We start from the raw sequence: 16,093 nt of genomic DNA on the forward strand, positions 1-16,093 counted from the left end.
GGAACAACACTTTTATGAGCAACGAAGTAGAACTTACCGCCGAAGAGAGCCAGGCCGCCCGGACCGTGTTCGGTGACCGCCTGGGGCTCGCAGAGCGCTATGTTCAGCATTTGGCCACATCCGGCATGGAGCGCGGCCTGCTGGGCCCTCGTGAAGTCCCACGCCTGTGGTCTCGGCACGTCTTGAACTGTGCCGTCGTTGCCAACCTGATTGACGAGGGTGCCCATGTGGCAGACGTGGGTAGCGGGGCGGGACTTCCGGGACTGACGTTCGCCTTGGCCCGTGCCGACCTTCAGCTGACGTTGATCGAGCCACTTGAACGTCGCTGCATTTGGTTGCATGAAGTCGTCGAAGATCTTGGGTTGGAAAACGTCACCGTGATGCGTGGGCGCGCCGAACAAGTCGTTGACCACGTGAATGCGGACTTTGCCACGGCTCGCGCCGTATCGGCCCTTACGAACCTAGCCGGGCTTACCATCCCGTTGCTTCACGGGAAGGGGACGGTCCTTGCCATCAAGGGCCGCTCCGCGGCCGAGGAAGTCGAGAAGGCTGCGAAGATGATTCGTCGTCTCGGTGGCAAGAAAACCGAGGTCGTAACGGTCGGAGAAGAGATTCTCAGCGAACCGACGACAGTGGTGCGTATCAACGTAGGCTAGCGCATAAGCGATAGGCTGTATCAGGTGGCTCCATGCCACCTGCTGAGTTAGTAGAAAGAACTGTTTTGAAGCGTAGCGTTAACAAGATTCCACCGTTTGCAGCGCTTTTCGCTAGTTTTGGCTCACCGAACACTCAAGAGCAACCTAAAAAGATTGATTTGACCGAGACCGACGTTGTTTCACGTGAAACAATCTTTACCGCTGCAGCGCTTCTCGACGAGAACGAAACGGTGGAATTGACGGATTCCGATGGAGAGGACCCAGTGGTGGCGAAGGAACCTGCGATGGCACGAAACGTTTTCGATACCACTGACGACAGTTCTCCGCTGGCAAGCCAGCTGGCAAGTGAACACAAACGGCGTGAAAAGCTGAGCGGCCGAAAGCTGCCCAAGCCCGACACCACCCGCTACATGACCGTCAGCAACCAGAAGGGTGGCGTCGGTAAGACGACCACCACCGTGAACATTGCGGCAGCACTGGCCATTGCCGGCCTGAACGTCCTGGTGATTGACATCGATCCACAGGGCAACGCTTCGACCGCGTTGGGGATCGAGCATCACGCGGATGTAGACAGCATCTACGATGTCCTCATCAATGACCTGCCGCTTGCCGATGTCGTGGCCACTTGCCCGGACATCGACAACCTGACAGTGGCACCCGCAACCATCCACTTGGCGGGCGCGGAGATCGAACTGGTTTCGCTGGTGGCTCGCGAGCAACGGTTGCGACGTGCCTTGGAACAGTATGCACAATATCGTGACGAGAATGGCATGGACCGTCTGGACTATGTTTTCATCGATTGCCCGCCCAGCCTTGGGCTGTTGACGGTCAACGCCTTTGTTGCTGCCCGCGAGGTATTGATCCCGATCCAGTGCGAGTACTACGCATTGGAAGGCCTCAGCCAGCTACTGAAGAACATTGAGATGATCCAGAAGCATCTCAACTCGGATCTCACCGTCTCGACGATCCTCTTGACCATGTATGACGGCAGGACAAACCTTGCGGCACAGGTTGCGAGCGAGGTACGTGAGCACTTCCCCAACCAGGTGTTGCAGGCGCTGATTCCCCGGAGCGTCCGCATTTCTGAAGCGCCCAGCTATCAGCAAACTGTCATCACTTATGATTCGAGTTCCACGGGAGCGCTTTCGTATTTGGAGGCAGCTGCCGAAATCGCGGAGCGCGGTAACCACTAATACCGTGGAGCCCTCGGCCAATTTTCTTATCGGGTGTGCGGCATTGCGCTAGTCACCTGTTCGCAATCCATTAAGTATCCGATTTAGGTTGTTTTATCGCATGAGTGCCGAAGAATCGCTTGTGCGACGGATGCCTACGTGGCCTAGGGTCAGGTAGGGTGCAGAAAGCCGAACTTCCGGCGTCTGCGAGCCACACCCGTGAGCCGCGTTCTCAACAATCAAGCACCACCCAGTAGAATTGCCATGGGTCATGGTAGTAACGGTGTCGAAAGGGAGTAACATCCAATGTCGGAAAAGCGACGTGGTTTAGGACGAGGTCTTGGTGCATTGATTTCGAGCAGCCCTGTCGCGGAATCCGAGGAGGAGACTCCTGCGAAAGTTTCACGTGAAACATCTAGGCCGGCAGCCAAAACGGCAAAGGATCCGGAACTGACTGCCCCCAAACCTAAGACCGCCGCTAACGGCAAAAAAGCCCGCCCGGTCGACATGTTTTTCGTGCCTGGTAAGACCGAAGAAGAGGTTGCCGCGGAGAAATCCAAATCGACCTCAGGGCCGTCCGCGGCCGCCAAAAAGCGCCGCGCCCAGATGCCGGGTCTCATTGCATCCTCGGGACGCGCGGGTGAGGTGGAAGCGATTGATGCCGAGGTCAGCAACCTGGTAGAGGTGCCCGGCGCGAGTTTTGCCGAGCTGGCCGTGGATCAGATCCATCCGAACCGCAAGCAACCGCGTTCGTACTTCGACGAAGAACACATGGGCGAATTGGTCCATTCCATTCGTGAAGTCGGGCTGCTGCAGCCCATTGTTGTTCGCCCCTCCCGGGAGAACGACAAAGAACCGTACGAGATTGTCATGGGTGAACGCCGCTGGCGTGCCACTCAGGCAGCAGGCCTGACAACGATTCCGGCAATCGTCCGCGAAACGCAGGATGACGATCTGCTCCGAGATGCACTCCTGGAAAACCTCCATCGTTCGCAGCTCAACCCGCTCGAAGAGGCTGCGGCGTACCAGCAGCTTCTAAGCGAATTCGATTGCACACAGGAAGTCCTGTCGGAGCGCATCGGTCGTTCACGGTCGCAGATCTCCAACACGATCCGACTCATGAAGTTGCCTGCACTTGTGCAGCGACGCGTTGCCGTGGGAGTCATATCCGCGGGTCATGCGCGTGCGCTCTTGGGTCTTGCCAACGCGGCAGAGATTGAGCAATTGGCACAGCGGATCGTCAACGAGGGGATGTCTGTCCGGGCCACCGAAGAAGCCGTGGCGCTGAGTGACGGTCAGCAGAAGCCGCGCAAGGCCGCCGCGCCGAAGCTTACGCCGCGCCATGAACGATTGGATTTCCTGGCGACGTCACTCTCGGATCGCCTTGATACAAACGTCAAAATTTCGCTAGGCGCCCGCAAGGGCCGTGTCAGCATCGAATTTGCCAGCGTCGATGACCTGAACCGAATCATGAGCGTGCTGTCGCCGGAATCCGAAGCCAAGTAGGCCATGCAGCTGTAGTAGTTGGAGTGTTTCACGTGAAACACTCCAACTTCTGCTTTAACCATGTCCCCGGTTCGACTCATAGCCACCGAGACCTTCTTTCCTTCGGTGACGCCGCCAGCGACCATACCCGACCGCTCATGGGCCGCAGGCGCCCCGGGGGAGGGCCTGCGGCCTCATGTACGGCCCAAGGGGAGAATGGCCCTTCTGCGGGCCCCTGATGGCTCCTGGGGCAGGTCGTCGATGGAGCCGGTATCGACGATGACCGGTTCACGCATGTCTAAGACATGCGGCGAAGAGGAACGGGAACCCTTGTAGGGGCTCTCCTGCTTTTGATGGACGTGGGAAGCGGCGGCGGACATGGCCTGACTGACGACGTGAACGGATGATCGTCATTCCCGGCACATCCCCGATACCCGAGGCCATCGCACTGCGCAGCGCTTGCCTGGCAGCCACGCTTGGCGCCGCATGGGGGCCGCCCATAATGCGGTCGAGTGTCGCCCATCCCTCGACGTGCACCAACCTGAGGAGGAAGTCGATTAGACGCAGCCCCAGGATGACCCGCTGATTGCCTCGAGGCGAGTGGAAAATCGAGTTTCGTCCACTTCGGGCGCAATTGACAGATGATTGCTGCATCGCCCTGCCGGGCGCCACCCATCCATCCGCGTGAAGCACGTGGAACATGGCCACGACTCGGCCTCGGGGGGTAGGTTCCCAGCTCAAGCGTCGTGTGGGTTCTGAGCCTGCGAGTTCGCACTCGACTGACTGGAATTGAATAGCGGTGCCTTTACCACTTGCGAAGGGCCGAGTCGGGAGACTGCATCGCTGGACTGGGATCTTGGTTTCCCATCGCAGGTCGCATTGGGCGTCCATGGAGTTGCTGCGGTAGTCGCGTTGCCCGAGCAGTGGACCGCTCCAGCAACCGTGGTCTGATCAGGAAGTGATTGGCCATTTTGACCGGACCAATCGGTTCCATTCAATGTCAGGACGAAGCCCCGCATTCCATATCCGAGCCCGTGCGAGACCAAGAGAGCACCGGGAACGATGGATGTTTCACGTGAAACAAGATGACCTTCGTTGCTCACCGGCGACGTCGGCGTTGCGGTGACCTGTTTCGAATTCGCTGACGTTCCAACCGGACGCGGACGAGGAAGATGTAGAACGGCGGTCTCCCTCAGAAGCCTCCAAAGAACCTGTTCGATCAATTCGCGACGTGAAAATCATGCTGCCGTCCTTCAACGTTTGGTTTGGCTAGCCCCTCCAATGACGCCATTTCGCGTCTTGCGAAGTTGATGGTTCGGGGGAGTGAGTTGTCTTGGCAATTGGATCCTCGACGCCCACACAGTGTTGGGACATCCCTGGCATGGGAAGAAGGGATCGCACCGGGCTTCGCGATGCTCCTAATCGTGTCCCGCGCACTTGTACAGGACGAAACGTGGAACACGCCGACGACTCCCGGGAGGATGGTGCAGAGACCACCATCATCCGGAGACCTCGACCCGCGACACCCGCCGATCGCGATCGTGACGAAGGGAATCCTTGCTGCCCACTCCTTCGCGGGCCGAGAGAATTTGATCGCGATCTCCGACGGTACCGCTCGAGCAGGTTCTACGTGTCGGTCGCGACGCCCTACCTTGACCAGTGTTGGGCGCGGAAGCAATAATCGGGCTGGGCACCAGAGCGGTGCCGCAGAGAAGATCCGACGGAATGTACCGCCGGAGCAGAGGAGTCGTCTAATGACGAAGTTCCTGATCTCCTTCCCTGGTGAGGCCATGGTGTTCCCCGAGGAGGACTTCGAATCGGTGGCCAAAGCCGCGCATGCCGTCATCGACGATGCCAAGGCGGCGGGCGTGTACGTCTTCGCCGGCGGGATCAATGAGGATATAGATCCGGTGCTTGTGGCCGGCGACGGAACCATCACCGAGGGCACATACCCAGGCCACAAGGTGCCCAACGGCGGCTACACGGTGCTCGAGCTGCCCTCACGGGAGGCAGCATTCGAGTGGGCCGCGAAAATCGCGGTCGCCTGCCGTTGCCCGCAAGAAGTCCGGCAGTTCCAATACGACCCGGCCAGCTGACGAGGGCAACCTCAGCCAGATCGGCCGTGCGTCGTTCACCGTGCGCTCCTAGTGAATGGCGTGCAACAGCGCATGAGGCGGGTGGCCTCGACCAACGGCAGCTCGAAGGTGGACTCGTTGATCGGATCCGGGCGCAGCCGTCTCGAGCCGAGTTGGGAGCCGTCGATGGAACGCGCCTTCTACGCGCACTTGGCCGAGGGACATCTGCGCGTACGATACGACCTGGCCGAATATGGGCTCCCACCCCACGCGGCCACCGACGCGCCTTTCTGACCTTCAGCGTCAACCGTGAAGCACAACCATGCACTGCCTTCATCTCGGAGTGACCTACGATCATCGAGGCGCAGGCGACCTGCACATTCCTGTTGTGAGGGAAATTTCAGCGACGCAGTGCCACCCGATGGCCTCGCAGTCGGAGCAGGGTGCAGATGAGCTGGATCGAATCCAGCACTACCGCTGCAGCGAACTGCATGTGCAAGGAAGCATGAAATCATCTCTCGGACGCCAATATGGCGGGAAACCAAGCCGACGTGGTCTGATTCTTAGCGATGAAATCGCCGACTTAAGCCTGACGAAACACATTTCGACAGGGAAAGGGGGCAAACACGGCCCGGGCTACCTCCGAAGAACACGCACGAACCCTCGGGCCAATGCCGCGTGGCCAGCAAGGGAGACCCATCCTGGACCCAAGAGTCGGAGCTAAGCAGGTCACGGCGCCATCGTCATCGGGAGGCGCCGCGTGGCACACAGCTTCAGTCTATTTGGCAGGAGGAGCCCTCCTACTGGGGACATGGCTCCACAAGCCAGGTCACGTCCTTGACTGCATTCGAAGTCCATTGGCCGGTCCGGTGGGGTCCAGGGCTCGCGGCGAGGAGCGTTAATCGCACACTGGAAGTTGGAGCCATGCCGAAAGGGTTCGTGGTGATGGAGCAGGATCCGTCAGTTCCTTGGCCCGCCGGTGGTAACAAGGACGCCCCAAGGTCTGTCTCGCACCAGAGCATATTCGAAGACCTAGCTTGCAGGATTGCCTTCCCGTCCGGCAGATCTCCTGAGGCTGCCTGCCCCTAATGCGGGAACGACGGTCATGACTAGACAGGAGCACACCGCGGAGGCCGGGGCCACTAGCTGCGCTAGACCGTGACCTCGATACTTGAATTCACCGATGGCGAAGATACCCCGCTGAGCGCAAGGAGACACCTGAGCCAGATGCCGCCGCTGGAAATATCTTGCCGCGCTATTCGGCGTCGCTGTCGACGGTACACATCCGTGAATCGCTGGAGGGAACGCGCTCTTATTGCGGTTCAAAAGACATCGATAAACTAGCGGCTGCCATTGCTCCCAGCGCTGGGTCGAATATTCAAACCTCAGGTCGTCTTGGAGTTCCATACAGGGTCAGGGATTGTCGGGGGGGGGTGGAGAGCCCGTCCAGTCCTTCAGTAACGCTCCGCGTAGGCGAATCCAATGGCCTCTGGTATTCAATTCGCTTAGCGAAGTTGTTGGGAGGCAGGACGCCCGGACTTCGATTGCGAATCTTCCCCGCTTGGATTTCGCCACGAACCACATCTTGAGCGCCAGGAGGTCGGTCCCGGCCCTGGGCCCACTTCGGCGCTATCGGATTTGGCGAACGGCAGCTGGGTAGGTGGGGGCTATGACAGTCAGCAGATATGGGGCCGCACGGCAGAAATTCCCAAACGGCGTCCGGTACGGCTTCCCCGGACGCCTTGGCCCCAATTCCCCACGAGGACTGACACGATTCCTCCGGGCGTTGAGAGCACTACGCATGTGGGCATCCGCTCGCGATCGAGACCCTCATTGGAATAGACAGGATCAGCAGAGAAGTGTCCTCAGAAGATGATCGGGCAGGCCCCGGGCTCACATTCCGCCCGCAAAGGTGGTTTCCGGGGATCGAAGGAAAATGGCGCGGCGGCCACGCCCGCCGGCCCGTGCGTGGCCGATGCCGAAATCGTGGCCGTGCCCGCCGAGGCCGGCCCGTGGTCCAAGATTGCGTTGAACCGTGGTCGCAGAACATCCGAAATACTAGGGCAGGGCTGACCACCCTGGTAAGGCATTTGAAGCGCATAAGGAGCGCCGCGCCTTTGTCGCCGCGCAGCAATGCCAGCTTGGCAACGCAGCTGGCAAAGGGGGGCCGCACCGAGTGGAGGGGCGAATCGTCCCCTTACCAGGGGATGCTCAGGACCTGGCGGGGGAGAGCGAATGTCAGCCGCGGAAGCGGTCTGAGAACGGACGGATTTGGATCAGGGGTAGGACGGCCCCTATAGCAAGCTGCCGTGGAGATGAAGGATCTGAGCGTCACCGGCGGATCCTGGCCGTGCAAATTGATCCATTGCTGAACGAGCCGCAGCTTGGGATCTCGGACAGGTTTCGAACAGCAGTCTTGGTGGCGACAGGAAAGACCGGCCGCGACCGACGCCAGAAACTGCTTGGTCATGGACTTGACGCTGTGCGTCAGCAAGCGGACCCATCGCGTCTGATTGACGCCTTCGCCGTTGGCCTCTGGCATGATGATGTGGACCGCGCCTCACGAACCTGTTTCGTTGGATCACGTACGGACGGCATCTATTTCCATCGGTGCCGATGACAATCAGGGGCAATATGCCCACATCCCGGGGCTTCTTGAAGGGCGCATAATTGCCGAGGTGCGGGCGAGACCCGGCGAGAGGCGCCTACTCGAGGAAGCCGTCATCCTTGCGGTTCTCCCAGTCATCGGAGCCGACCGCGGAGACGGCGAAGGCAAGAGCCGCGGAAGGTGCGCGGAGAATGCCAGCATCCCGCCTCCTCGGGACCAGATGGTGTGGTCCGCAGCCAAGAGCATCAGGACAGTGGCGTTGGCAATGTGGAAGTGGAAGAGAGCGGTCCGTCAGGGGCTGGTAACAACGTTTCACGTGAAACATGCACGACGGGGTGTCTGGTGTTGCTCGCGGCGCTGACGGGTGTTTCACGTGAAACATCGCAGAACATCGTCCAATCCAGCATTGCATGTTTCACGTGAAACAGTATTGATCCACGCCAGCATATCGGCCTGTTCGCTCGCAGTGCGGTTGCGCGGCCTTGCTGCTGGCGACACTCCGCCGCACGGCGGGGGGGAGTGGTGAAGAAGAGCGCAGGTGTCGCGTACGGGGCGCCGGAGGGCCCGCCGCACACGCGGTGCTCATGGGGGCCGGCTTGTCCCTCCAGGCGGCGTAGTGGCCGTTCTCTGGCGCCGGAGGCAAGGTCGGGCATGCGTCATCACAGGCGCCTCGGGTAATACTCCCCGCTGGGGCGGTCGGCTTTGCCGCGGCGGGAACGTGCAAGGGGCGGCGCGCGGCCGGAGGCCGGTCCGTGTGTGATGGACGAGAACTGGCTGCGGAGCGTTCATCACCGGCAAAGAAGCCCGAACCAGGAACTACTCATTGGCGCCAACGAAACCAGCCAAAAGGGCGAGGTCGTAGGCGCCGACCACGAGTCGGAGCAATAGACGGAGAGATGCTGGGGCAGAGCCCGGGGATTCAACGAATGCGGCCAGCGCGCGGGGCGCGCACGCTAAGACAACGGGCACCAGCGCCCGGCAGCAGAGCTCCGCTGCCGGGCGCTGACCGCAGTCAATACGATGGCTCCACCCCATCCTAAGGAGGGATTCCCAGGACGGCGCGTGAGACCCGGTCCAACCCAGGAGCGGCGGCCCCCAAAACGGGGGAGGGGGCATCAGTTGCGCACCGCCACGCGGAAGCCGGTCATTGAGGCTTGCGGCCCTACCGGGAACAGCCCCGCAACTCACGGCAGGCTGTGCCGACGTGGGACACCGGTGGCACCGTTCATACGCTTCGGCACAAGCGGGCAAGATTGCCGTGCCCTGCGCCAGAAGGGCGCCGCCAAAGAGCTCTCCATGGGGCAGGACAAGTTCGATTGGCTTCGTGAAACCCTGCTCGCGATCCGCAATTCCCAGAATGACCAACAGGCATGTGCCGATTGGATCCCGATGCCGGCATGAGTATTCGAGCGTTTGGGGTCCACCCCTTATTGCCTTTGGGAGCCACTGGTATTGCCCCTGGGAACTGGCACCTCCCACGGAGGGAACCGCTGCAGCCAACGCCTCGATCTGATCCTGAACGGACCCGCTCAGCTCCCACGAGTCGCACCGTTCGGCCTCGATCCAGATTGTGGTTTGGATGATCCCATCGATGCGATCGCCGGAGAGTGGCTTCCGGCTCAAGCCCTTGTACGGATACGGAGACCGGAATACCATCCACACCGGTCCGTGGCGGTCTTACCGGAGAGCCAGGTGCAGGCGGAGCGAATCACCGACCGGAAGGCGCTCAGGGGCGCGGACGGAAATGCTCCCAAGCACCATGATGGCAATGGAAAATTGGATGGTTCCCGAGACCGCAGCAGGCGGCTTCCACGGAAAATATCCCCGGCATTCCGGAACGCCCCCCAACCTCAATATTGCCGCCACCGAAATGGGAACCGAGTCCAGGGATAAAACTGTCGGCCTCAGCGGCATGGGTGGATGGACAGAGCTGGTCGGGTGTCCGGAACGGGACGACTGCGATCGACGAGGAGCATGGTCATCGAGGCGTTCGAGCTCGAGGCGTGGCGGCAGCCTGCCGCACCCGCTCGGGTCCTGCCCCGCGCAGGTCCCGAGGAGCGAGAGCGACCCGTGGCCGACAAGCGCCGGCTCGCGTAAGGAGATGGCCAGCCAGGCTCAGCCAACGGCACGAGGTGCCGGACGCATGTCTCCCGGGCCGCAAGCGGAAGGGAGACTTTGGTGGAGTGTCCTCAAACGGGGAGCCAGCGATTGGTGGCGCTGCCCTTCTGGAACACCACTCGAATAGTGACTGAGTATCAGTGCTTGCCACCGGTGAAAGAGTATTCCCAAGGTAAGTTTCGATTCCTCGGGTCCGGGATGAAGCGAAATCGGGGAATCTGCCGCGAAGAGAGTGGCGAAATCGGAACCATTTCATAAAACAACTAATAATTGTTGCTTACGAAGCAGAATTCTGCCAGCGGGCGTCCTACAACGCTTTCTCCGTGAGCGGGCTCGGGGTAGGGCTTAAAAAGCTCGGTGCAGCCATCCCGAAGGAGTGGCTGCACCGAGCGGACAGAAAAGTTGCGTGCCTTACAGGTAGGCAGCGAACTCCTTTTCCAGGACCGGCTTCGGCTTGGCGCCGATCGAAGTGGCGACGTGCTCGCCACCCTGGAAGACGTAGACGGCCGGGATGCTGGTGATGCCGTACTTGGCGGCGATGGCCGGGTTGTCATCTACGTTGACCTTGACCACGTCGACCTTCTCGGCGTGCTCGGCGGCGATCTGCTCAAGGATCGGGGTCAGCTGGCGGCAGGGGCCGCACCACTCGGCCCAGAAGTCCACGATGACGGGCTTGGCGGCCTCGAGGACATCTGCCTGGAACGTTGCGTCGGTGACGTCTTTGGTCTGGCTCATGGCCTGCACCTTTCGTAAGAGTTTTCTTCCCGGGGTGGGAAGGGTTGGTCTAGTTGGAGACGGGGACGGCCTGGGCGGCCGCGTTGGCCTGCACGTCGGCGAGGTAGTGCTCGACGTCCAGAGCCGCGGCGCAGCCGGAACCGGCGGCGGTGATGGCCTGGCGGTAGGAGGAATCGATGACGTCGCCTGCGGCGAACACGCCCGGGAGGCTGGTCTTGGAGGTTCGGCCCTCGACGGCGATGGTGCCCTCGGCGGTCAGGTCCAAGACGTCCTTGATCAGGTCGGTGCGCGGGTCGTTGCCGATGGCCACGAACATGCCGGTGACCGGGACGTCCTGGCGGGCGTCGGTCTTGAGGTTGCGCAGGGTCATGCCGGTGACCTTCTGCTCGCCCGTGATGCCGACGACCTCGGAGTCCCAGATGAATTCGATCTTCGGGTGGGCCAGGGCGCGGTCGGCCATGATCTTGGAGGCACGCAGGGTGTCGCGGCGGTGGACCACGGTGACCTTGGAGGCGAACTTGGTCAGGAAGAGGGCTTCCTCCATGGCGGAGTCGCCGCCGCCGATGACGGCGATTTCCTGTTCGCGGAAGAAGAATCCGTCGCAGGTCGCGCACCAGGAAACGCCGTGGCCGGCCAGGCGCTTCTCGTCGGGCAGGCCGATCTCGCGGTAGGCGGAACCGGTGGACAGGATCACCGCGTGGGCGCGGTACACGGTGCCGTCGCCCAGCGTGACGACCTTGATGTCGCCGGCCAGCTCGACGGCGGTGACGTCGTCGAAGAGGATCTCGGCGCCGAAGCGCTCGGCCTGCTTCTGCATGCTGTCCATCAGGTCCGGGCCCATGATGCCCTCGGGGAAGCCGGGGAAGTTTTCCACGTCGGTGGTGTTCATGAGCTCGCCGCCGGCGGTCACCGAACCTGCGATGACCAGGGGCTGAAGGTTCGCCCGTGCCGTGTAGACGGCCGCGGTGTAGCCGGCGGGGCCGGAACCGATGATGATGACGTTGCGGATGGCATCTGGTGCTTCTGTGGCCACGGGTCGGTGAACCTTTCGTGAGTGCGGGCTGGTGTCAACCACGCCGCGGGTAAGGGGGACTGTCCGGCATAACAGCGAATGCCGTGTTGGTATTCCCGGCCCTGTATGGGCTAGGAGACGCGGAACTCGCCGATCTGCAGGCCGTAGGGGCGGGAGGCATTGGCACCCGAGGCCCGGCGGGGCAGCTCGGTGACGTTCAGGAATACGTATTGTCCCTTGACAGCCGCACCTTCCTCGCCACTGACCGGGACGGTGACGGTGGGTCCGGTGAAGGATCCGCTCGACACCACCTTGGCATCGGCTAGGTCGTCCGTCTTGCCCACGCGGAGCTCGAAGGAGCCGCCGGTGCTGTTCAGGCCCTCAAGCTGGATCTCCGAGACGTCGGAAAGCTTTTCCAGCTCGGCGATGAACACCATGTTGGATGCCAGGCCACCGAACTGCGGTGAGGTGAAGGAATAAGACTTGTAGAGGCTCGCCGGATTGCCGTCTATGGCCTTGGCCAGCGTGGCGTCGGTGTCCGCGTTGAGATCCTGGTTGCCCGGGACCATGCGTGAGAGATCGGCGACCACCGGCTTCACCGGTGCGGCGCTCAGCGATTCCGAGGCCTGCGGGCTGCCGGACTCGCTTGCGCTCTGCGTGGGGGAGCTGCTGGCAACCGGTGCCGGCGTGCGGCCGCCCAGGGCGTTGAAGGCGAAGACGACGGCAAGGACCAGTACTGCGCACAGCAGCGCGCCCACGAGCAGGCGCGTGGTCTTCTTTCCGCCTTCTCCGGCTTCCTCTTCCTCGTAGTCGTCCTGCGGCGGTTCCGAATAGGACTGGGCAGCTGCCGGGAAGCTGGCGGCGACGCGCTGGCCGGATTCGTCGACGGTGATGCCGCGGGACTTCTGCGCCGCGGCAAGGGCCGCAGCCGATGTCACGACGGGCTCATCGGTGTGGTCCGTCGCTTCCATCCGGGTGACCTTGGGAGTCGGCTTGACGGCGGGCGGTGCCGTGGGCGCCGGAGGAGTGGTGGGGGTCGCCTGGGTTGCGGCGGGGGTTTCGCGCTGCGCGGGCGCGGGGGAGGGCGCTACCGGGGCAGGGACGGAGGGCGAGGACGCCGAAACGGCCGGGGCCTGTTCCGTGCTCGAGCCCACCGAAGCCGCTGGCAGGACCGGCGGGACGGACGGCGGGGCCTGCTTGCCGCGGGCGAAACGGCCCTTGAGGCTGTTCAGCTTTTCATTGAGGCTGATCTCCGGCAGCCTGTCGAGCATGGACGGGCGCTGCTCTTCCTGGGCGCGCTGGTCCTCGTAGTATTCGGCGTCGTCCTCGTAGCTCGCAGGTTCCTTTGAACGGGTCACGCCGAAGATCTCGGTGCCCAGGGTGTCGGTGTAGAACGGCTCGACGTAGGGGGCATCGACCTGGACCACCAGGTCCAGGAGGTCTGCGGGCTCCGCAAGGTTGGTCACCAGGTAGGTGTTTCCCTCGGAAATTCCCAGGTCCAGGACCTGCACCGCGGCATAGCGTTCGCCGGTGGCGATTTCACGCGCACTCGTTGCCAGCTGCGAGGCGTTGGTCGTGGAACCGACAAGGATGCTGACGGGTCGGTTGAGCACCTGATCGATGCCACTGAGGACCTGGTCTCCGTCCGCCGAGGTCAAGACCGATTCGGTGACCTGGTAGCGGCCGCCAAGCATGGCTCCGGCGTCGATGGGCTGCGACACGATTCCCTCCCGGGATTACATTTGCGTTGCCGGCACCCTCATGGGTGCCCCGTTCCATGTTACCGGGATGGGCCGAGGATTTCGCGAAGTCCGGGGGCGATGTCGGGTGCGTGCCGGGCGCCCGGCAGAAGCGCGGGGCCCGATTTACCGTCGCAGGGCGGGGATCCGTCGGGCCAGCGGGCCCAGGAAGTCCTCAAGCTCCTCCGAGCGGACCAGGCGCAGCAAAATGATGTAGACCACGGCCATGACGGAGCCGACGACGGCAATCGAGATGACCGCGGCACCGATGGAACTCCATGCAAATCCCCAGTCGTAGCCGCCCAGCAGCCACAGCACCCCGGCCCCCACCGCCCCGGAGGCGGCAGCCATCACGCCGATCCTGACGTAGGCGTCCGCGACCCTGGCGCTGCCGTAGTCGCCGTAGCGGCGCACGATGAGGAAGTGGGCAATCACGGCGGAGAGCACATTGGTCGCCCCGTAGATCAGGGCCACGGCCCGGGCAATTTCCGTTGCGGGCAGGACCTGCACCGCAACGAAGGCCAACACGACGCAGAGGGTCGCGATGACGGTCTGGATCAGCATGGGGGTCTTGGTGTCTTCCTCGGCAAAGAACACCCGGATCATGAAGAAATGGATGGACTTGAACGGCAGCCCGAGCGTCGTGAGCAGGAGCAACTGCCCGATGGCGGCACCCTGCAACATCGCGGTCGACGAGCTGCCGGCAAATAGCCGGCCCAGCGGTCCCGCGAGCACGATGAAGGCCACCGTGGCAAAGACAATGGGCACGGCGCTGGTGCGCAGCCCGCGGGACAACAGCGGCGCAATGTCCCCGCGCCGCTTCTCGTGGAAGGCCTTGGTGAACTCGTTGAAGAGCATCGTGGCCAGGGTGAGGGCGAAGATGGAGTGGGGCAGCACGGTGATCAGCTGGGAGGTGTTCAGCGCCTGCTCGCCCGGAACCGAGGCCCCGCCGTCGGGCAACAGCAGACGCGCCGGGGAAGCGGCCGAGACGAACTTGGAGTTGACCAGGGAAGCGATGTTGCCGACCATCATCGACCCCAGCGTCCAGGCAGCCAGCTTGCCCACGTGGCGCAGGCCCATGCCGCGCCAGGAGAAATCCGGGCGCAGGTTCAGGCCGATCCGGCGCAAGGGCCAGAAAAGGGCCAGGGCCTGGACCACGATGCCCAGCGTGGCGCCACCCGCGAGCAGCACCGTCTGGTCCGAGGTCCAGGTGTCCATCTGGTCGTTGCCGCCGCCGTAGGCGCCGAAGAGCACGATGAACGTGCCGATGGTGCAGATCTGCACCAGGTTGTTGGCCACCGGCGCCCACATGTAGGCACCGAAGCGGTTGTGGGCGTTGAGTACCTGGCCGATGACGGCGTAGACGCCGTAGAAGAAGATCTGTGGCAGGCACCAATACGCAAACGTGGTGCCCATGGCGATCATGGGAGCCGTCCAGTTCAAGGTCAGGATCTTGATCAACGGTCCGGCCATGGAGACCAGCAGCACCGTCGCAAGGCCCATCACCACGATGGTGAGGGTCACGAGCTTGGAGGTGTATGCGGATCCGCGGTCGGCGGCCTTCGAGGCCTTGATGAGCTGGGGGACCAGCACCACGTTGAATATGCCGCCGGCCAGCAGCATGAAGATGATCGTCGGAATGACGTTCGCCTTCTCGAAGATGTCGGCCATCGTGGTGCTCGAGCCGATGGCAACGGCCAGCAGCGCGGTGCGGATGAACCCGAGCACGCGGGAGACCATGGTGCCCGAGGCCATCAGCGCATAGGCCTTGGAATGGCCGCGCGATTGCTGTTGGGTCGTGGCCTGCGGGGTCTTGGGCGGCGTGCTGGGGCGCGCGGGGTGTTTAGATACCTGGGACATAGTTGGGGAGTACTTCACGCGCAAGATCGGCGATGCGCCGCTCATTGGGGAAGGACAGGCGTTTGCCGAGATCAAGCAGCGGGACCCACGCCACGTCCACTGCTTCGTGGTCCGGGTCGTTTTCGATGGTCAGCTCGCCGCCGGTGGCACGCAGCAGGAAGTGGTGCACGGTCTTGTGGACGCGGTAACTGGTCACGGTGAACCAGTAGTCGACCGAACCCAGGGGAGCCAGGATGTCGCCGGCGATCCCGGTTTCCTCCTCGATCTCGCGGACTGCCGCCTCTTCGTTGGTTTCCGCGCCCTCGGGGTGGCCCTTGGGCAGGCACCATTCAAGCCGTCCGCCGCGGTTGTACCTGGCAATAATGGCCACCGGCAGGCTGGGAAGCGACGTGTCGATGACAACGCCGCCGGCCGAAATTTCCTCCACGGTGGGCAATGGGTGGTGACCGGTGCTCACCTGCGCCTGCGCATGCGCCATTGACGCAGTCAACGGCGTGCGCTTCGGGGCGCTGGGAACTGGATGAGCCATGGCAACCACTCTATCGGTTTTGCGTCGCATCGTGGCTTGCCCCGCCCGCTCGGCGCGTGATATCCATTCTTCGTTGCGGGGCTGCCGTCCTCCGGCGTGTGGAA

At 62.5% G+C, this 16,093-nt stretch carries 10 protein-coding genes; 5 read left to right on the forward strand and 5 right to left on the reverse strand.

Annotation, left to right across the window (positions count from 1 at the left end; translation table 11 throughout):
- Positions 1-14 precede the first annotated feature (14 nt).
- From rsmG to ACIPVK_RS02975, 5 genes are all read left to right on the forward strand, one after another.
- Complete coding sequence (gene rsmG, locus ACIPVK_RS02955; RefSeq protein WP_407610491.1) at positions 15-656, forward strand: 16S rRNA (guanine(527)-N(7))-methyltransferase RsmG; 642 nt, start codon at positions 15-17, stop codon at positions 654-656.
- A gap of 65 nt (positions 657-721) precedes the next feature.
- On the forward strand, positions 722-1,849 hold the full coding sequence (locus ACIPVK_RS02960; RefSeq protein ID WP_407610492.1) for a ParA family protein: 1,128 nt from the start codon (positions 722-724) through the stop codon (positions 1,847-1,849).
- A gap of 285 nt (positions 1,850-2,134) precedes the next feature.
- Positions 2,135-3,334, forward strand: coding sequence for a ParB/RepB/Spo0J family partition protein (locus ACIPVK_RS02965; RefSeq protein WP_407610493.1), 1,200 nt, complete (start codon positions 2,135-2,137; stop codon positions 3,332-3,334).
- A gap of 1,733 nt (positions 3,335-5,067) precedes the next feature.
- Positions 5,068-5,409, forward strand: coding sequence for a YciI family protein (locus ACIPVK_RS02970; protein ID WP_407610494.1), 342 nt, complete (start codon positions 5,068-5,070; stop codon positions 5,407-5,409).
- Positions 5,410-5,481: 72 nt separating this feature from the next.
- Entirely contained in the window at positions 5,482-5,682 is a 201-nt protein-coding gene (locus ACIPVK_RS02975; protein WP_407610495.1) for a hypothetical protein, read from the forward strand.
- Between the two features lie 4,843 nt (positions 5,683-10,525).
- Here the strand turns inward: ACIPVK_RS02975 and trxA are convergent.
- The 5 genes from trxA to ACIPVK_RS03000 form a co-directional block, all read right to left on the reverse strand.
- Positions 10,526-10,849, reverse strand: a complete 324-nt coding sequence (gene trxA, locus ACIPVK_RS02980; protein WP_264271063.1) for a thioredoxin — start codon at positions 10,847-10,849, stop codon at positions 10,526-10,528.
- 49 nt (positions 10,850-10,898) lie between these two features.
- Positions 10,899-11,882: a thioredoxin-disulfide reductase gene (trxB, locus tag ACIPVK_RS02985; protein ID WP_407610496.1), complete on the reverse strand. Its 984-nt coding sequence runs from the start codon at positions 11,880-11,882 to the stop codon at positions 10,899-10,901.
- 110 nt (positions 11,883-11,992) lie between these two features.
- Entirely contained in the window at positions 11,993-13,582 is a 1,590-nt protein-coding gene (locus ACIPVK_RS02990) for a hypothetical protein (protein ID WP_407610497.1), read from the reverse strand.
- 144 nt (positions 13,583-13,726) lie between these two features.
- A complete protein-coding gene (gene murJ / locus ACIPVK_RS02995; protein WP_407610498.1) occupies positions 13,727-15,460 on the reverse strand; it encodes a murein biosynthesis integral membrane protein MurJ in 1,734 nt (577 codons plus the stop codon).
- The gene (locus ACIPVK_RS03000) at positions 15,444-15,989 is read right to left on the reverse strand and encodes an NUDIX hydrolase (RefSeq protein ID WP_407610499.1); all 546 of its coding nucleotides are present in this window, start codon (positions 15,987-15,989) and stop codon (positions 15,444-15,446) included. The genes murJ and ACIPVK_RS03000 overlap by 17 nt, the downstream gene beginning before the upstream one ends.
- Between the last annotated feature and the right edge of the window lie 104 nt (positions 15,990-16,093).

The organism is Paeniglutamicibacter sp. MACA_103, from assembly GCF_045798555.1.
GTDB lineage: Bacteria > Actinomycetota > Actinomycetes > Actinomycetales > Micrococcaceae > Paeniglutamicibacter.